The sequence below is a fragment of the Henriciella aquimarina genome (genome assembly GCF_002088975.1).
GTDB lineage: Bacteria > Pseudomonadota > Alphaproteobacteria > Caulobacterales > Hyphomonadaceae > Henriciella > Henriciella aquimarina.
Window position 1 is genome coordinate 24058 of the sequence record NZ_NCST01000027.1, and the last position, 16451, is coordinate 40508.

Below are 16451 nucleotides of genomic sequence, written 5' to 3' on the forward strand. Positions count from 1 at the left end.
TTAAGAGCGCGCCTGATGGCATATCTCGCACTCATCGATTACGGTTCCGGCAATCTGCACTCTGCCGAACGCGCGCTGCGCACCGCAGCCAGCGCCTCCGGTGCGGCGTGCGAGATCCATGTGACCGCGGACGCCGACATGGTCAGACGGGCTGACCGGATCGTTTTGCCCGGCGTTGGCCACTATGCCGATTGCGCCAAAGGACTTCGCGCCGTTCCTGGCCTGGAAGACGCGCTGGGCGAAGCAGTGATTGACCGCGCCGTCCCCTTCTTCGGGATCTGTGTCGGCATGCAGCTGATGGCCGACCGCGGCCTCGAGGATGGCGAGACGCCCGGCTTTGGCTGGATCCAGGGTGATGTCGACCGGATCAAGGCTGCACCCGGCCTGCCTGTACCGCATATGGGCTGGAATGGCCTGCAGCTGCACCAGGATCACCCGGTGCTCCAGGGACTCGGTGAAGACCCCCACGTCTATTTTACGCACTCTTATGCGATGCAGCTCAAAGATAACGGCGATCTGGCCGCGTCGACCGACTATGGCGCGCCGATCACCGCCGTCATCGCCCGGGACAATATGGTCGGCACACAGTTTCACCCCGAGAAAAGCCAGAGGGTCGGCCTTCAGATGCTGGCCAATTTTATGGCCTGGAGGCCGGTATGACCGCCCGGTTTGACCTTTATCCCGCCATCGACCTCAAGGATGGCCAGTGCGTGCGCCTGCTACGCGGCGAGATGGACCAGGCGACCGCATTCAATCCGGATCCGGCCGACCAGGCGGCCAAATTCATGGCCATGGGGTTCGACCGGCTGCACGTTGTCGACCTGAACGGCGCCTTTGCCGGCAACAGCGCCAATGGCGATGCCGTGCGCGCCATCCTCAAGGCAACGCAGGTACCGGTCCAGCTGGGGGGCGGCATCCGCACGCGCGCCCAGATCGATGCCTGGCTCGAGGCCGGTGTGGCGCGCGTCATTCTCGGCACTGCCGCGCTGCGCGACCCGGAACTCGTCAAATCGGCCGCGCGCGATCTGCCCGACAGCATCGTCGTGGGCATCGATGCGAAGGATGGCTATGTCGCTGTCGAGGGCTGGGCGGAAACCTCCGACATGAAAGCCGTGGAACTGGCGAAAATCTTCGAAGGCTGCGGAGTGGCGGGCCTTGTCGTGACCGACATTTCCCGCGACGGCATGAAAACCGGGGTAAATGTGGAGTTTACCAGTGAGATGGCCGAAGCTGTTTCGATTCCCGTGATTGCCTCTGGCGGCGTGGCCAGCCTTGATGACATACAAAACCTCATGAACGCCGGTAGCCGACATGCAATTTCGGGCAGCATTCTCGGGCGAGCCCTCTATGATGGCGACATCGACCCGGCAGCCGCGATTGCTGCTGTGAAAGGCGGGCTGTGATGCTGAAGACCCGCATCATTCCCTGCCTGGATGTGAAAGATGGACGCACGGTCAAAGGCGTGAACTTCGTCGATCTGCGCGATGCCGGCGACCCGGTCGCACTTGCCAAAATCTATGACGAACAGGGCGCCGACGAGCTCTGCTTTCTCGACATCACCGCCAGCCATGAAGGCCGCGGCACCATGCTCGATGTGGTCAGTCGAACCGCCGAGCAATGTTTCATGCCGCTCACCGTCGGGGGCGGGGTGCGCTCAGCCGCCAATCTGGTCGAGCTTTTGCGGGCCGGGGCCGACAAGGTGGCGATCAATTCCGCCGCTGTCGCCAATCCGGGTGTGATTTCCGAATGTGCCGCCAAGGCTGGCAGCCAGGCCGTGGTCGTCGCCATCGATGCGCGCAAGTCCGGGGATAGCTGGGAAATCTTCACCCATGGCGGACGCAAGCCGACCGGCATCAATGCTGTTGAATTTGCTGCAGAAGTTGAGCGCCGGGGGGCTGGCGAAATCCTGCTGACCTCCATGGACAAGGACGGCACGAAATCGGGCTATGACATCCCGCTGCTGAAGGCGATCCGGGCGGCTGTAGACATTCCCATCGTCGCCTCTGGTGGCGCGGGCAAGGCCAGTGACCTGGCGCCGGCCGTTTTGGAAGGCGGCGCGAATGCTGTATTGGCCGCCTCGATCTTCCACTTTGGCGAGGTCAGCCTCGCCGACGCGCGGGCCGCGCTTGCCGCTGCAGGCGCACCCGTCCGGCCATTCGAACCGCAGAAAGTGAAATAGCATGGCAAAACAGGATCTTGGCTCTGCAGACCGGCTGAACGCCCTGCTCGGCACGCTTGCTGAAACCGTCGATGAACGGGCCGGTGGCGACCCGGAAAAATCCTATACCGCCAAGCTGTTGCGCGCCGGGCCGGTGCGCTGCGGGAAGAAAATCGCCGAGGAAGGCGCCGAGCTGGCGCTGGCCATTGCCGCGGAAAGCCGCAAGGAAGCCGCTTCCGAGGCCGCCGATCTCCTGTTTCACATGCTGGTCGGACTGAGAGCGAAGGGGGTCTCACTCGACATGGTGGCCGATGCCCTGGCCGAGCGGCGCGGCGTCTCCGGCCTTGCCGAAAAAGCCTCAAGACAAACAAAGGCCTAGCGGCGTCTTATGAAAACATAGAACGCCCCGGCCCCGCCATGGCGCGGGTGTGCCTGGGCATAGCCGGAAACAAGGCTCCGGCCTTCCGGCAAGTCCAACCAGCGCAGGAAGTTGCGCCGCAGTACCCCCTCGCCGTACTGGCCCTTCCCTGTAATGACGATTACACATCGCGAGCCGCGCGCCTGCTCGCGCAGGAGGAAGGCTGGCAGGGCTGACCAGGCCGACTGCTGGGTATGACCGTGCAGGTCGAAACTGGCCGAAACCTCGACTTTTCCCCTGCGAATTTTCTTCTCCGTCCCACGGTTTTGCGGCCCAGTGGCGGTATGCCTGGGCGGTGCACTAGAGGGCGCAGTGGATGTGCCGGTCTTTTTTGCGGCCGGTTTCACCTGACGCAGAAAAGGATGATCGGTCAGGTCGCGCTTCACTTTCGGCGAATTGCCGGCTTTCAGGGGCCGCACAGACTGGCGGACCCTGTCCCAGGCTTTCTGTTCATCCGAGGTGAGGCGGCGCTTCGACATGATCGCCATTTAAGGCGCTGGTGGCACACGACCAAGCCCGGCATATGCGTCGCGCCCCGGCAGGCGGGTGGCGACCGCGCGCGGCAGGAGCATCCAGAGCCGGCCCGGAGCATTCATTGTTCCGGCCCGATCCCCGGCTTCAGCGCCTGTGCCGAAATAGATGTCGCCGCGCACAGCGCCCTTGATCGCCCCGCCCGTGTCCTGCGCGACAAGCAGGCCGGACCAGTCGCCGCCAAGGCCCGGCGACGTCGTCCTGACGAAGACTGGGACGCCGAGCGGGTGGTAGCTGCGGTCCACGGCCATGGACCCCATGGCGGTCAACGGCACGGTCATTGCGCCTTTTGGCCCGCTGGCGCCGTCCTCAACTGGCTCGGCGGTGAAGAAGACAAAGCGCGGATTGGCGTTCATCGCCTCACGGACACGCTCAGGGCTCGCCCGGTCCATCCAGGCGCGGATGCCCTGCATTGAGGCCTCCCCACGGCTGATCCAGCCCCTGTCCATCAGCCAGTTCGCCGTCGAGCGGAAAGGCCGGCCATTGTGCGCGGCATAAGCGGCTTTCATGACATGGCCATCGGGGAAAACGAGCTTCCCGGAGCCCTGGATCTGTAGGAAGAAGACGTCAGCCGGATGGGCATAAGCCAGCGGGGTGACGCCGTTACGGGTGATCTCTGCACGCGTGGGGTAGGGCCGCCGGCTGCCATTCGAGAGGCGCTGATAGACATTGTCGCCACCTTCGGAGACGAGATCGCCCGGCAGGGCCGGGACCGGTTCGGTGTACGGATATTGCGGCGTGCGGCGCGCTTCGTAGACGGGTTCGAAATAGCCGGTGAACTTCGAGTCGCCCGACACACTCAGGATCTCTACCGGCTGGAAAAGCGCCTGCACGACCGCGCGGGCACTCGACGGGTCCCCAACGACATCAAGTGCAGCGCAGGCCGGAAGCCAGTCCTCGACACGGCCGGCCCATTTGGCCTGATCGGACAGAAAGCCCGCCGGGTTCCGCCGCTGGAAGACTTCGCAGCTCTTCTCCATGGCCGAGAGCCCGGGCAGGAGATCTGCCCGGTCCCAGCCGGGCAGGGCATCAAAGGCTGCCGGTATCGGCGGCGCCATGGGCGCCGGGGCCGTTGTCTCCGGGCCTGTTTCAGGCCCTGCCGGAAGGCTGGGTTCGGGCGCAGGCCTGGACGCACAGGCCGCCAGGATGAGAAGGCTTGCGAGAAAAGCAAAACGGGCACGCATGCGCACAAGAGTGCCGGGCTTCCGCCGGGCTCTCAACTTAAAAAGTGTGCTCAATCCTGCATCAGCGCATTGTCGATCTCGTCGGCGCGTTTTTTGGCGGGCCGGTCGCTGATGCGGGCCCAATAGTTCTCAAACGCCTTGCGTTTATCGAGCGTGCCGAACTGCAGCCCCCAGCCAATCTGCGAGCCGGCATAGACGTCCACCGCACTGAAGGCGTCTCCGGCCAGATAAGGCGTTTCGGAAACGGCCTTTTCCAGTGTATCCATGACCGCGTCCAGCGAGCCATAGCCCACCATGCCTTGCTGCTCGTCGCTTGGCACGACACCCAGTGACTTGTTCGTCGTCGCCGCTTCGACCGGCCCTGCGGCAAAAAAGAACCAGCGATAGTAGGCCGCCCTGTCCTCCAGCGCCGGGGCAAGCCCCTTGGCCGGAAAGGCATCGGCCAGATAAGCGCAGATGGCGGCCGTTTCCGTTATGACGGCCTGGCCATGTTTGAGGGCGGGCACCTTGCCCATCGGATTGATGTCCAGATAGGCGGCCTTCTTCATCGTGTCGCCATAACCGAGAATTTCGGTCTCGTAGGGCTCACCGATCTCTTCAAGCATCCAGCGGATGATGCGCCCGCGTGACATCGGATTGGTATAGAAAACAAGGTCTTTGGCCATGCTCGTCCCCTCGCCTGCTCATGGTTGAGCCTGCGAGGGTGCGCCGAAAAGCGCGCAAAGTCACTTGAAAAGCGCGTCAGGCGACGTCGACGTCGTCGAGCAGCCAGTTCGGATCATCGGAATTGGTGTCGCGCTTGAACGTCCAGTATTCCTCGGACTTGCGGTGCAGGTCGCCTTCGCCGAGTTCGGCTTCGAAGAGGACCGTCACACGCGCTATCGACCCCTCCAGGCTGGCATCGTCGATTTCGCTATGGCGGATGCGCAGAAGCTGGGGCGCTTCGGCACCTGTCTTTTCGCGCTCGGCAATCGCGGCGTCCCAGGCCTCGTAGACATCGGTGTCGAGCCAGGGCTTCAGCGTCTCGCGGTCGCCACGGGCAAAGGCCGAGGCCAGCATCTCATAGGCCCCCTTCGCGCCTTCCATGAATTCACGCGGATTGAAGGAGGGATCGACCCCGTGAATGGCCTCCAGGCCAGCCGCGGCCGGGCCCGTAAAGGCCGGGCGCAAGCCCGGTTGCTGGTCGGGGTTACGGGTCTCTGCGGCCGGGCGCTGCGTGTTCACCGGCTCCGAGCGTGTGCGGTTCTCGGGCGGGCCGGAATCGCTGCCGAGCGTCGTGTACAGGCGCCAGCCGACAAAGACCGCTATCGCTGCGAGAAGCGCGAGTTCAATGATCGACGATGACATACGGTCTCCGAGAAAATTCTGCCTTCAGTCACACATATAGGGACGTTTTACGCTGTGCCACCCAGTGTTGCGCAAGATGGGGGCACATGATAGGCGCCAAACCCAGCTTGTAGAGGATTTCATGCCCATGTCCGACACGTCAGACGCCACTCAGCCGCAGCAACAGCCTACCGGGCCCAGCCTGCGCGTTATTAATCAGTATATCAAGGATCTCTCCTTCGAAAATCCTGGCGCACGTGTAAATGAGCAGCCGAATGTCGATCTGGGCATCGATGTGCAAGCCACCCCGCAGAATGCCAATGAGGGGGTTTATGAAGTCGTTCTCAAGCTGAATGCCCGCGCTGGCACCAAGGAAACGGCCCTTTTCATTGTCGAGCTGCAATATGCCGGGCTGTTCCAGATCCAGGGCGCCTCGCAAGCCGATATGGAAGCCATGCTGCTGATCGAATGCCCGCGCCTGCTCTTCCCGTTTGCGCGGCGCATCGTTGCCGATGTCACCCAGGAAGGCGGCTTCCCGCCGCTGCGCATCGATCCGGTCGACTTCACCGCGCTCTATCGCCAGCAGCGCGAACGCGGCCAGCAGAACCTGCAGCAGACCAGCGCCACACAACCGGCCCAGCAGCCTGATTTCAGTGGCGGTGGCTCAGAAGGCGGTCAGGGCCAGGCCTAGGCCCGGCTTTCGCCTCAATCCCGATAATTTGACCAGATGGCATTGTCGCCAAGCTCGGCAATGAAGGCGGCATGTTGTTCGGCTTCATCGCCGGTAACGAGCGAGGGCAGGGGCTGAGGGCGCTGATGCGCCACCCGGAAGCGGGCACTGTCGCCATCGTCGAGGCCATCGGAAAAATCGAAGCTGCGGGCGCGGCCGCCGCGCAATTCGAGATACACTTCCGCAAGCAACTGGCTGTCGAGCAGCGCGCCGTGAAGCGTGCGGGCTTCGGCATTGACGTTGAACCGCTTGCACAGGGCATCGAGCGAGGCTGGCGCGCCGGGGTAGCGCTTCTTGGCCATTTCCAGCGTATCGACCCATTGCGTCTCGATGGTCTCCACCTTGCCGCAGCGGACCAGTTCAGCGTTCAGGAAGCTCCGGTCGAAGCTCGCATTGTGGGCGACAATCGGCGAATCCCCGATGAATTCAAGAAGCGCATCCACGATGACCGGGTCTTCGAAATAGGGCTTGTCGACGAGCATATCGTCGGTGATGCCGGTGATCTCGATCGTCTTGGCCGAGACCGGGCGGCGCGGATTGATGCGCTCATGAAAGGTCAGCCCGGTCGGCACGTGATTGACGAGCTCGACGGCGCCGACCTCGATGATGCGGTCATCCCCGGCCCAGTCCAGGCCGGTCGTCTCGGTGTCGAAAGCAATTTCACGCAGATGGGTGCTCATCGCTCGGCCTCTTCCATGCGGGTCAGCAGATCTATGATCGCGTTTACATGCGTTCGCGTAAAATCGAAACCGAAGGCTGTAGAGATGACGAAGTCGGCCCGGGCGCGCTTGTCCGCATCGGGCATCTGTTTGGCCAGGATGCGCTCGAAATCCTCTTCCGACATTTCCTCGCGCATCATGACGCGTGCGCGCTGGACCCGGGCCGGGGCCGTCACGACAGCCGTATAATCGCAACGCGCGTCGCCGCCGGTCTCATACAGCAGCGGAATATCCAGCACGGCAAGTTTTGCGCCGCCATGGATCGCATCCCGGCGGAACTGGGACTGGGTCTCGCCGACCAGCGGATGCACGATCGCTTCAAGATCCTTCAGCGCGTCCGGATCTTCCAGAACGATGTCGCGCAGCTTCTGGCGGCTGACGGCGCCGTCGACAACCACGCTCGGGAAGCGCTCGCCCAAGGGTTCGACGGCAAGACCGCCCCTGGCGTAAATGGAGTGAACAGCGGCATCGGCATCGTAAACGGGAATGTCAGCCTCGGCGAACATGGCCGCCGTGGCGCTCTTGCCCATGCCGATGGAGCCGGTCAGTCCGAGAATGATCATCCGTGCAGTTTCAGGGTTTCGCGACAGGCTTCAAGGGCCAGTTCAATGTCCGGCAACTCCCCGCCGAACCAGATGCGGAAACTTTCCGCGGCCTGACAGACCAGCATGGGAAGGCCATCTGCAGCCTCCCAGCCAGCCTCGCGGGCATGCTCGAGCTGGGCCCGAGCCGGGGCGCCATAGCTCATATCGAAGAATGTGCGGCCTTTTCCGGGCGGTAGCTCAAAGTGATAGCCGGTGTGCCCGGCGCTCGTCGTATTGATCATCAGGTCGGCTTTTTCCGCATGCAGAGCAAGGTCATCCAGCGGGCCGAACCGGTGCTGCTGCGCACAGCAATCGGCAATCACGGCGCCGGCCTTGTCGGGTGTGCGGTTCAGGACGACAAGATCGGCGCCGGCCTTGTCGAGCGCATAAAGCGCGGCCCGCGCGGCACCCCCGGCGCCAAGCACGAGGACCTTCTTGCCGGAGACACTCTGTATGCCGACCCTTGCGAGCGCCGCCATAAGGCCCGGCGCATCGGTATTGTCGGCCCGCCAGCCGCCATCTTTCAGACGGCTCAGCGTGTTGGCCGCGCCAATGGCTTTCACCGCATCCGACATCTCGGCAACGCTTTTCAGCACGGCCTGTTTGTGGGGCAGGGTGACGTTCAGTCCACGGAATTTCTTACGTGCGAAATCCTCAAGCGCGGCAGCTGTTTCTCCGGCGGGGACACGAATGGACTCGTAGGAGGCTTTCAGCCCCATCGTATCGATCCAGGTCATATGGATCTGTGGAGACAGGGAATGGCCGACAGGATCGCCGATAACCGCCAGTCTTTCAGTCATGATGACAACACTCCGCGTACACGCAGATAATCCAGAAGCGGCAACAAGGGTAGACCGAGAATGGAGAAATAATCTCCTTCGATCCGGCTAAAGAGCTGGGCGCCGAGGCCTTCCAGCTGATAGGCGCCAACCGTTTTCAGCACGCCAGGGCCGGCTGCTTCCAGATAGGTTTCGATAAACGGTTCGCTCAGAGGACGAACGGTCAGCTTCGGTGTGGAGAGATGGCGCCACACAGGTTCGCCGCCTTCTGCAATGACGATTGCAGTTTCAAGCCTGTGTGTCTTGCCCGAGAAGCGGCGCAGGTGGCTAGCCGCCTCGGCCATGTTTGCGGGCTTGTCCATTGCCTCGCCCTCGAGGTTGAGCATCTGGTCTCCACCGATGACCAGCCCATCGCGGGCGCGCGACACCTTGATCGCTTTCAGTTCGGCGAGCTGCATGGCCTGGTCGGAAACGCGCATGCCACTGGCCCTGTATGAGGCCTTGGCGGCCTCTTCATCGACATTCGGCTTTACCGCGACTGCCTCCACGCCCGCACCGGCCAGCAGGGTGCGGCGGCTTTCACTGCCGGAAGCGAGAACGACCTCAAGACTCATCCATAGCCTCGTCTTTCATTGAGCTTGTTCAGAATTGCCGCGGCCGTTTCTTCCACACTGCGCCGGGAGACATCAATCATCGGCCACTTCTTGCGCTGGAATAGCCGGCTGGCCTGTGTGACTTCAGCGCGAACCGATTCCTCATCGGTGTAGTCAGTGGTCGAGGTTTCATTCAGAGCGATGAGGCGCTGACTCCGGATCTGCACAAGCCGGTCGACCCCAATCTTGAGCCCGATCACGAGTGGCCCATTTGTGCCGTCGAGCTCATCGAGAACAGGCGGGGGCGGCACGCCCGGCACAAGCGGGATGTTGCCAGCCTTTACGCCCCGGTTCGCGAGATACACACAGGTCGGTGTTTTCGAGGTCCGGCTGACGCCGACCAGGACGACATCGGCGTGCACCAGGCCCTGTAAGTTCTGCCCGTCATCATGGGCCAGGGCAAAGTTGATTGCCTCGATCCGCTCGAAATATTCCTGATTCAGGGCATGCTGTCCGGCCACCCGGTCTGTTGCCGCAACACCGAGATGCCGGCTGAGCAGGTGGATGGAGGCATCGAGGACCGCCAGGACCGGGATCTGGTGCGTGCGACAGAACTGCTCGAGTTTCATGCGCAGCGTTTCATCGGAAATGGTGAACCACACCACGCCAGGGGCCGCTTCGATGTCGCGCATCACCCGCTCGAGCTGGCGTTCGGAACGGACCAGATAGTAATTGTGTTCAAGCGGAATGACATTTTCGAACTGCGCCGCGGCCGCCCGCATCACAGCATTGAGTGTCTCGCCCGTGGAATCGGAGACGAGATGGACATTGAAGTATATGCTTGGGCGCATCTTTCCCCCGGCCGGTTCGTGGTCGCTGGAAAGTGCAGCGTCCCGCAGGAATCGACAACCCCTGTGGACAGGCTGTGGGCGGACAATTTTACCCACATCCATTCACCCGAAATCCACATGTGGTCGAATCCAACAGGCTGGATTCCTCACCTGTTCCGAAACCCGGAACAGCCTAAATGGTTAATGCTAAATTAACGGCGAATCCAAAGGGTTAAATAAGGATTAAGATTCACCGCTGTGTTGGACTCCCTGTGGATTTCATGGTGACAAGTGCGGCTGAGACGGTTTGTCCACGATATCCAGCGCTTAGTAATGATAAGAGCGCACTCATTGAATGATTTTGAAGAGGCCCGAATGGCAGACGCCACGCGAAAACCGCTTTTGACTGTTCTGAATGGAGAGCGGTGTGACCCTGTTCCCATCTGGATGATGAGACAGGCAGGCCGACACCTGCCCGAATATATGGAGCTTCGCTCCAGGGCGAAGGATTTCCTCGATTTCTGTTACACCCCCTCTCTCGCGACCGAAGCGACGCTTCAGCCGATCCAGCGCTATGACATGGATGGGGCGATACTTTTCGCAGACATTCTGCTCGTACTGGATGCACTGGGACAGGGTGTGCGGTTCGAGAAAGGCGTTGGGCCGATCGTCGAACCGATCGAGCCGGGTCAGCGGTTGAACAAGGTGCCGGTTCAGAAAGCGGTCGAGCGGATGTCGCCGGTCTTCGAGACCGTTTCGCGGGTCAAGGGCAAGCTTGATGAGAGCAAGACCCTGATCGGCTTTGCCGGTGCGCCCTGGACGGTTGGGCTTTATGCCATTGAGGGCCGGGGCGGCACCGACAAGAAGACAGCGCGCCTGTGGGCGCATCAGGATCCGGCGGGTCTGGACCTTGTCCTGGATGACCTGGTCGAGGTTACGGCGCATTACATGGCCGGCCAGGTCGAGGCAGGGGCTGAAGCGCTGATGATGTTCGAGTCGTGGGCTGAAGGTCTGCCCGACGATGTGTTCGAACAGATCGTGATGGGCCCGAACCGGAAGCTGGTCATGCGGTTGAGGGAACTTGGCGTCGATGTGCCGATCATCGGTTTTCCGCGCGGGGCGGGCAGTCTGCTTCCGGTTTATGCCGAAGTGACCGGGGTAAATGCGGTTGGCCTGGACACCGCGGCGCATCCGCCTTTCATCAATCGCGAGCTGCCGCAGGATTTTCCGGTTCAGGGTCACCTCGATCCGCTCCTTCTGCTCGCGGGTGGTGAACGCATGGAGCGCCGGGTTCTGGACCTGATCGAGGCCTATCAGGACCGGCCGCATATCTTCAATCTGGGGCACGGCGTCCTGCCGGAGACCCCGATCAAACATGTTGAGCGCGTGGTGGAACTTGTTCGCACGCGCGCCAGCTAACCCTCTGTATACAGACTAAAGGTGCAAGTCATGTATCTCTGGATCAAGGCGTTCCACGTCATCTTCGTTGTTGCCTTCATGGCCGGTATGCTCATCCAGCCGCGCTACAAGCTGCACCAGCAGACATCGACGCCCGGCGAACCGCTTTTCGAGGCCATGAAGAGCGCGTCGAACAAGCTCAGGCATATCATCCTGACCCCGTCCATCATTCTGGTCTGGGTATTGGGGATCGCCATGGTCGTGATCAATCCGGCCCTGATGGAACAGGGCTGGTTTCACGTGAAACTCCTGCTGGTCCTGATCCTTACAGGCCTGCATGGCTATTTCGTTTCAGTGGGCAAGAAGATCGACCGTGGGGAAACCGTTCCATCGAAGCGATTGAAACTGATGAATGAAGTCCCATTTATCCTTTTCATCATCGTCGCCATCATGGCCGTGGTGAAACCCTTCTAGTCTGAAGGCCGGGCTTGACGAGTGATCTCCACAAGATCATAAGCGAGCCTGAGGCAAAGCGGTCCGTCCTGGACCGCATACAACATCCATTTAGAATGAAATTCGTTGCTCCCTGAATGGAGCAGCAGTTCATCCAGAGTTCCCATGTCCGATATCGTCATCGAATCCGAAAACGACTCCAGGCGCCATGTCTATCTGCGCGACCTGAAGGTCAAAAGTCCGACCGAGCTGCTGGCTTATGCCGAGAGTCTGGAAGTCGAAAACGCGTCCTCGCTGCGCACCCAGGATATGCTTTATGCCATCCTGCGGGAGCTTGCCGAACGCGACATCACGATTATCGGCCGCGGCGTTCTCGAAGTCCTTCCGGACGGGTTTGGTTTCCTCCGGTCGCCGGAATCGAACTACCTGCCCGGGCCGGACGACATCTATGTCAATCCGAAGCTCTTGAAGCAGGCCGGCCTGAAAACCGGTGATACGGTCGAAGGCCCGATCAAGGAGCCAGGCGAAGGCGAGCGTTACTTTGCCCTGATGAGCGTAAACTCGATCAATTTCGAGGAGCCGGACAAGGCGCGCCAGAAGGTCCACTTCGACAACCTCGTTCCGCTTTATCCGGAAGAACGTCTCCATATGGAGACCAATGATCCGACCAAGAAAGACCGGACCGGTCGCGTCATCGATATTGTCGCGCCGATCGGCAAGGGTCAGCGGGCGCTCATTGTTGCGCCGCCGCGCACCGGTAAGACGGTCATCCTGCAGAACATCGCGGCGTCTATCGAAGAGAACCATCCGGAATGCTATCTCATCGTCCTTCTGATCGATGAGCGCCCGGAAGAAGTGACCGACATGAAGCGCTCGGTCCAGGGTGAGGTGATTTCCTCGACCTTCGACGAGCCGGCAACGCGTCACGTGGCTGTCGCCGAAATGGTGATCGAGAAAGCCAAGCGGCTGGTCGAGCATGGCCGCGATGTTGTCATCCTGCTCGACTCGATTACGCGTCTCGGCCGTGCCTATAACACGACGGTTCCGAGCTCCGGCAAGGTGCTGACGGGTGGTGTGGATGCGAATGCGCTGCAGCGTCCCAAGCGCTTTTTCGGCGCGGCGCGGAACGTCGAGAATGGCGGGTCGCTTACCATTATCGCAACGGCGCTCATCGAGACCGGCTCGCGCATGGACGAAGTGATCTTCGAAGAGTTCAAGGGCACGGGTAACTCCGAAGTCGTGCTTGACCGCAAGATTGCTGACAAGCGGACCTTCCCGGCCATGGACATCATGAAGTCCGGCACCCGGAAGGAAGAGCTCATCACGCCGAAGGAGCAGCTGCAGAAGGTGTACATCCTTCGCCGCATCCTGAACCCGATGGGCACCTCGGATGCGATGGACTTCCTGCTCGACAAACTCCGTCAGACGAAGACGAATGACGAGTTCTTCGAGGCCATGAAGAACTAGGCCATGGCAGACGCGCGCGATACGATCTGCGCGCTTGCCTCCGGGCCGCCGCCAGCCGCGATTGCCATTGTGCGGATCAGCGGACCAAGGGTCCGCGAGATCTGTAGCGCGGTGTTCGAAAAAGGTGTCCCGGCGCCCCGCCACGCTGTCTTCGGCAGGTTCCTAGACGTTTCACGTGACACAATCGATGAAGGCCTGGGGCTCTTCATGCCCGGGCCGTCCTCCTACACGGGCGAAGATACCGCGGAACTTTATCTGCATGGCGGCGCCGCGGTGATCGACCATGCACTGGATACGCTTTGCGCTTTCCCCGAAACGCGCCTGGCAGAGCCCGGCGAATTCACAAGACGCGCTTTCGAGAATGGCCGGCTGGATCTTGTCGAGGCTGAAGGTGTCGCTGACCTGATCGACGCAGAAACGCGGGCTCAGAAATCACTGGCGCTCGACCAGCTCGACGGACGCCTCTCCGATCAATATGCGGCCTGGCGGGTGGATCTCGTCAATGCGCTTGCGCTGCTCGAAGTCAGCATCGACTTTCCGGATGAAGAGGATGCGCCGGATGAGACGAGCGATCCGGTCCGTGAGAAGCTGGAATCCATTCAGGCCTCGCTCGAGCAGGCACTGGATGATGAAGCCATTGGTGAGCGGATCCGGGATGGCTTCCGGATTGCGATTGTCGGACCGCCAAATGCCGGCAAGTCGTCGGTCCTGAATCGCTTGGCGCGGCGGGAAGCAGCCATCGTGTCGGATATACCCGGCACGACCCGTGACATTGTCGAGGTTCGCCTGAAGATAGGCGGTCAGATTGCATGGGTTGCCGATACGGCGGGCTTGCGCGAAGCGAGCGATGCGATCGAAGCAGAGGGGGTCCGGCGCGCGCGGGAAAGGGCGGCGGCTGCCGATTTGCGGATCCAGCTTCGCTCAGCCGATACGCGGCCGGATTTCCACGAAGCGGAGAGCGGCGACCTGCTTGTCCTCAACAAGACAGACCTTAGCGATGACGTCACGGTGCCCGAGGGTGGCCTGGCAATTTCTTCGCTGAGTGGCGACGGCTTCGAGGCGCTGGAGACGCGGCTTGCCGAAATCATCCGGGCAAAAGCCGGAGCCTCCGCGGCACCGCTGATTACCAGACGTCGTCACAGGGTGGCGCTCGAACAGGCGCAGTTTCACGTGAAACAGGCCCTCGATCTTCAGGCGCGCGGCGGAGGCGCGGAACTCGTTGCGGAAGATGTGCGCCTGGCTTCGCGCCAGCTCTCAGCCCTGATTGGCGAAATCGGGGTTGAGGAAATCCTGGGCGCCGTCTTCTCTTCCTTCTGTATCGGGAAATGAGTCCGGCCCCTGTGTTTTGTGGGGCAGATGATGTATAGCGGCGCCCTTAGCGTACAGAAGCAGAGGAAGCAGCCAAATGCCCGGTGCATTTGATTTCGATGTGATTGTTGTCGGCGGCGGACATGCCGGTTGCGAAGCGGCGACGGCTGCGGCGCGGGCCGGCGTACGCACGGCACTGGTGACGCACAAGCTCGCAACGATTGGCGAGATGTCCTGCAACCCCGCGATTGGCGGGCTTGGCAAGGGCCATCTCGTCCGCGAGATTGATGCCCTCGATGGTGTCATGGCGCGCATGGCCGACAAGGCGGGCATCCAGTTCCGGCTGTTGAACCGCTCCAAGGGCCCGGCTGTCTGGGGCCCGCGCGCTCAGATTGACCGTAAGCTCTATCGCGAAGCGATGCAGGCCGAGCTTCAGGATTATCCGAACCTCACCCTGATCGAAGATGGCGTAGAGGATCTTATTGTCGAAGATGGTCGCACCGCTGGTGTGATCGGTCAGACCGGTGGGACTTACCGGGCCGGCGCCGTCGTCATCACGACGGGCACATTCCTGAAGGGGATCATCCATCGCGGCGAAGAACGCATAGAAGCCGGGCGGATTGGTGAAAAGCCGGCCATTGGTCTTTCCGATCGCCTCTATGCGCTGGAGCTACCCATGGGCCGGCTCAAGACGGGTACGCCTGCCCGCCTCGACGGATCAACGATCGATTGGGACCGCCTGGAAAAGCAGCCGGCCGATGAGGAGCCCGTTCCGTTTTCCTTCATGAGTGACCGGATCGAGGTGCCGCAGATCGCATGCGGGATCACTTATACGAATGAAGCGACCCATGACATCATTGCCGAGAACCTGAATAGTTCAGCGGTCTATTCCGGCGCGATTGCCGGGAAGGGGCCGCGCTATTGTCCGTCGATTGAGGACAAGGTTTACCGCTTTGCGGACAAGACTCGCCATCAGATCTTTCTGGAGCCAGAAGGCCTGGATGACGATACGGTCTATCCGAATGGAATTTCGACATCGCTTCCCATCGATGTCCAGGAAGCTTTCGTCCGCACGATTGAGGGCCTGGAAAATGTCCGGATTATCCAGCCCGGCTATGCGATCGAATACGATTATGTCGATCCGCGCGCGCTAAATCACGGGCTTGAGGTAAAAGTCCTGCCGGGTCTTTTCCTGGCTGGCCAGATCAATGGGACGACGGGATATGAAGAAGCCGGCGCCCAAGGCTTGGTTGCCGGTCTGAATGCGGCGCGGCATGTGCGTGGGCTGTCGGCGGCACGCTTTGATCGCGCCGAAGCCTATATCGGGGTTCTTATTGACGATCTGGTCACGCGTGGCGTGACGGAGCCTTATCGCATGTTCACATCGCGGGCCGAATACCGGCTTGCTCTAAGGTCCGATAATGCCGACCAACGCCTGACACAGCGTGGCATTGAGCTTGGACTTGTCCAGGAAAAGCGAGCCGCGATGTTTCACGTGAAACATCAGGGTCTCGAATCCGGACGTTCGCTTCTGAAAGATCTTGTGCTGACGCCGAAACAGGCGGCCGGCCATGGCTGGAAGGTCAATCAGGATGGCCAGCGCCGTTCGGCCTGGGACTATCTGGCATACCCGGATATTGGGTTCGAGCACATAGAAGCCGCGTTCCCGGAAGTGTCTTCCATCAGTGTTGCAGACCGGGCTCAGCTCGCGATCGAAGCAACCTATGCCGGTTATCTTGAGCGGCAGAAGGCTGATGTTGAAGCGTTGCGCCGGGACGAGGCGCTGGAAATCCCTGCCGATTTTGATTTCGCAAGCGTTGGTGGCCTGTCGAATGAGGCGCGCGCGAAGCTCGAAGCCGTTCGTCCATCCACACTTGGCCAGGCGGCACGGATCGAAGGCGTGACTCCCGGCGCGCTCGTTTCGCTTCTTGCCCATGTGAAGCGGCGCAAACCCCAGCGCGCTGCGAGTTAGG

The 16451-nt window shown here is 61.3% G+C and carries 19 protein-coding genes; 10 read left to right on the forward strand and 9 right to left on the reverse strand.

Features of this window, described 5'->3' with window-relative positions:
* The first annotated feature begins 15 nt into the window (after positions 1–15).
* The 4 genes from hisH to hisE are packed head-to-tail and all read left to right on the forward strand — an operon-like array spanning position 16 to position 2537.
* A complete protein-coding gene (gene hisH / locus B8784_RS03770) occupies positions 16–660 on the forward strand; it encodes an imidazole glycerol phosphate synthase subunit HisH (RefSeq protein WP_084396285.1) in 645 nt (214 codons plus the stop codon).
* The gene (hisA, locus tag B8784_RS03775) at positions 657–1403 is read left to right on the forward strand and encodes a 1-(5-phosphoribosyl)-5-[(5-phosphoribosylamino)methylideneamino]imidazole-4-carboxamide isomerase (RefSeq protein ID WP_084396286.1); all 747 of its coding nucleotides are present in this window, start codon (positions 657–659) and stop codon (positions 1401–1403) included. The genes hisH and hisA overlap by 4 nt, the downstream gene beginning before the upstream one ends.
* Positions 1403–2179, forward strand: coding sequence for an imidazole glycerol phosphate synthase subunit HisF (gene hisF / locus B8784_RS03780; protein ID WP_084396287.1), 777 nt, complete (start codon positions 1403–1405; stop codon positions 2177–2179). Before hisA ends, hisF begins: the two co-directional genes overlap by 1 nt.
* A gap of 1 nt (position 2180) precedes the next feature.
* The gene (hisE, locus tag B8784_RS03785) at positions 2181–2537 is read left to right on the forward strand and encodes a phosphoribosyl-ATP diphosphatase (RefSeq protein ID WP_084396288.1); all 357 of its coding nucleotides are present in this window, start codon (positions 2181–2183) and stop codon (positions 2535–2537) included.
* Here hisE and B8784_RS03790 read toward each other — a convergent pair.
* The 4 genes from B8784_RS03790 to B8784_RS03805 all read right to left on the reverse strand — a co-directional run bounded on the left by B8784_RS03790 (position 2534) and on the right by B8784_RS03805 (position 5638).
* Positions 2534–3055, reverse strand: a complete 522-nt coding sequence (locus B8784_RS03790; protein WP_158085564.1) for a Smr/MutS family protein — start codon at positions 3053–3055, stop codon at positions 2534–2536. The two genes, hisE and B8784_RS03790, sit on opposite strands and share 4 nt — an antisense overlap.
* Before the next feature lie 9 nt (positions 3056–3064).
* The gene (gene mltA, locus B8784_RS03795; RefSeq protein ID WP_233355957.1) at positions 3065–4165 is read right to left on the reverse strand and encodes a murein transglycosylase A; all 1101 of its coding nucleotides are present in this window, start codon (positions 4163–4165) and stop codon (positions 3065–3067) included.
* 176 nt (positions 4166–4341) lie between these two features.
* Positions 4342–4956, reverse strand: a complete 615-nt coding sequence (locus B8784_RS03800; protein WP_084396291.1) for a glutathione S-transferase family protein — start codon at positions 4954–4956, stop codon at positions 4342–4344.
* Positions 4957–5032: 76 nt separating this feature from the next.
* Complete coding sequence (locus B8784_RS03805) at positions 5033–5638, reverse strand: Tim44/TimA family putative adaptor protein (protein ID WP_084396292.1); 606 nt, start codon at positions 5636–5638, stop codon at positions 5033–5035.
* 127 nt (positions 5639–5765) lie between these two features.
* On the opposite strand from B8784_RS03805, the gene secB reads away from it, so the two are divergent.
* The gene (gene secB, locus B8784_RS03810) at positions 5766–6308 is read left to right on the forward strand and encodes a protein-export chaperone SecB (protein WP_084396293.1); all 543 of its coding nucleotides are present in this window, start codon (positions 5766–5768) and stop codon (positions 6306–6308) included.
* Between the two features lie 14 nt (positions 6309–6322).
* Here the strand turns inward: secB and dnaQ are convergent, their stop codons facing one another.
* Genes dnaQ through B8784_RS03835 form a run of 5 tightly spaced genes read right to left on the reverse strand, consistent with a single transcriptional unit; the run spans position 6323 to position 9873 of the window.
* A complete protein-coding gene (dnaQ, locus tag B8784_RS03815) occupies positions 6323–7027 on the reverse strand; it encodes a DNA polymerase III subunit epsilon (protein ID WP_084396294.1) in 705 nt (234 codons plus the stop codon).
* Complete coding sequence (gene coaE / locus B8784_RS03820; RefSeq protein ID WP_084396295.1) at positions 7024–7629, reverse strand: dephospho-CoA kinase; 606 nt, start codon at positions 7627–7629, stop codon at positions 7024–7026. The genes dnaQ and coaE overlap by 4 nt, the downstream gene beginning before the upstream one ends.
* A complete protein-coding gene (aroE, locus tag B8784_RS03825; protein ID WP_084396296.1) occupies positions 7626–8450 on the reverse strand; it encodes a shikimate dehydrogenase in 825 nt (274 codons plus the stop codon). The genes coaE and aroE overlap by 4 nt, the downstream gene beginning before the upstream one ends.
* Positions 8447–9043: a Maf family protein gene (locus B8784_RS03830; RefSeq protein WP_084396297.1), complete on the reverse strand. Its 597-nt coding sequence runs from the start codon at positions 9041–9043 to the stop codon at positions 8447–8449. The genes aroE and B8784_RS03830 overlap by 4 nt, the downstream gene beginning before the upstream one ends.
* On the reverse strand, positions 9040–9873 hold the full coding sequence (locus B8784_RS03835; RefSeq protein ID WP_084396298.1) for a pyruvate, water dikinase regulatory protein: 834 nt from the start codon (positions 9871–9873) through the stop codon (positions 9040–9042). Before B8784_RS03835 ends, B8784_RS03830 begins: the two co-directional genes overlap by 4 nt.
* 354 nt (positions 9874–10227) lie before the next feature.
* On the opposite strand from B8784_RS03835, the gene hemE reads away from it, so the two are divergent.
* From hemE to mnmG, 5 genes are all read left to right on the forward strand, one after another.
* The gene (gene hemE, locus B8784_RS03840) at positions 10228–11271 is read left to right on the forward strand and encodes a uroporphyrinogen decarboxylase (RefSeq protein ID WP_084396299.1); all 1044 of its coding nucleotides are present in this window, start codon (positions 10228–10230) and stop codon (positions 11269–11271) included.
* Positions 11272–11301: 30 nt separating this feature from the next.
* A complete protein-coding gene (locus tag B8784_RS03845; RefSeq protein WP_084396300.1) occupies positions 11302–11724 on the forward strand; it encodes a CopD family protein in 423 nt (140 codons plus the stop codon).
* 144 nt (positions 11725–11868) lie between these two features.
* Positions 11869–13170 carry a transcription termination factor Rho gene (gene rho, locus B8784_RS03850; RefSeq protein WP_084396301.1) on the forward strand — a complete coding sequence of 434 codons (1302 nt, stop codon included), beginning with the start codon at positions 11869–11871 and terminating at the stop codon, positions 13168–13170.
* A 3-nt stretch (positions 13171–13173) separates the two neighbouring features.
* Entirely contained in the window at positions 13174–14499 is a 1326-nt protein-coding gene (mnmE, locus tag B8784_RS03855) for a tRNA uridine-5-carboxymethylaminomethyl(34) synthesis GTPase MnmE (protein ID WP_084396302.1), read from the forward strand.
* Positions 14500–14575: 76 nt separating this feature from the next.
* Positions 14576–16450, forward strand: coding sequence for a tRNA uridine-5-carboxymethylaminomethyl(34) synthesis enzyme MnmG (mnmG, locus tag B8784_RS03860; RefSeq protein ID WP_084396303.1), 1875 nt, complete (start codon positions 14576–14578; stop codon positions 16448–16450).
* Position 16451: the final 1 nt, after the last annotated feature.

What these genes read in the sequence shown, in the direction of transcription:
- coaE (WP_084396295.1), bottom strand. Translation starts at nt 7,629, where the DNA reads ATGATCATTCTCGGACTGACCGGCTCCATCGGCATGGGCAAGAGCGCC.
- aroE (WP_084396296.1), bottom strand. Translation starts at nt 8,450, where the DNA reads ATGACTGAAAGACTGGCGGTTATCGGCGATCCTGTCGGCCATTCCCTG.
- hisE (WP_084396288.1), top strand. Translation starts at nt 2,181, where the DNA reads ATGGCAAAACAGGATCTTGGCTCTGCAGACCGGCTGAACGCCCTGCTC.
- hisA (WP_084396286.1), top strand. Translation starts at nt 657, where the DNA reads ATGACCGCCCGGTTTGACCTTTATCCCGCCATCGACCTCAAGGATGGC.
- mnmE (WP_084396302.1), top strand. Translation starts at nt 13,174, where the DNA reads ATGGCAGACGCGCGCGATACGATCTGCGCGCTTGCCTCCGGGCCGCCG.
- B8784_RS03830 (WP_084396297.1), bottom strand. Translation starts at nt 9,043, where the DNA reads ATGAGTCTTGAGGTCGTTCTCGCTTCCGGCAGTGAAAGCCGCCGCACC.
- hisF (WP_084396287.1), top strand. Translation starts at nt 1,403, where the DNA reads ATGCTGAAGACCCGCATCATTCCCTGCCTGGATGTGAAAGATGGACGC.
- mnmG (WP_084396303.1), top strand. Translation starts at nt 14,576, where the DNA reads ATGCCCGGTGCATTTGATTTCGATGTGATTGTTGTCGGCGGCGGACAT.
- dnaQ (WP_084396294.1), bottom strand. Translation starts at nt 7,027, where the DNA reads ATGAGCACCCATCTGCGTGAAATTGCTTTCGACACCGAGACGACCGGC.
- B8784_RS03800 (WP_084396291.1), bottom strand. Translation starts at nt 4,956, where the DNA reads ATGGCCAAAGACCTTGTTTTCTATACCAATCCGATGTCACGCGGGCGC.
- hisH (WP_084396285.1), top strand. Translation starts at nt 16, where the DNA reads ATGGCATATCTCGCACTCATCGATTACGGTTCCGGCAATCTGCACTCT.
- hemE (WP_084396299.1), top strand. Translation starts at nt 10,228, where the DNA reads ATGGCAGACGCCACGCGAAAACCGCTTTTGACTGTTCTGAATGGAGAG.
- mltA (WP_233355957.1), bottom strand. Translation starts at nt 4,165, where the DNA reads ATGGCGCCGCCGATACCGGCAGCCTTTGATGCCCTGCCCGGCTGGGAC.
- rho (WP_084396301.1), top strand. Translation starts at nt 11,869, where the DNA reads ATGTCCGATATCGTCATCGAATCCGAAAACGACTCCAGGCGCCATGTC.
- B8784_RS03805 (WP_084396292.1), bottom strand. Translation starts at nt 5,638, where the DNA reads ATGTCATCGTCGATCATTGAACTCGCGCTTCTCGCAGCGATAGCGGTC.
- secB (WP_084396293.1), top strand. Translation starts at nt 5,766, where the DNA reads ATGTCCGACACGTCAGACGCCACTCAGCCGCAGCAACAGCCTACCGGG.
- B8784_RS03835 (WP_084396298.1), bottom strand. Translation starts at nt 9,873, where the DNA reads ATGCGCCCAAGCATATACTTCAATGTCCATCTCGTCTCCGATTCCACG.
- B8784_RS03790 (WP_158085564.1), bottom strand. Translation starts at nt 3,055, where the DNA reads ATGTCGAAGCGCCGCCTCACCTCGGATGAACAGAAAGCCTGGGACAGG.
- B8784_RS03845 (WP_084396300.1), top strand. Translation starts at nt 11,302, where the DNA reads ATGTATCTCTGGATCAAGGCGTTCCACGTCATCTTCGTTGTTGCCTTC.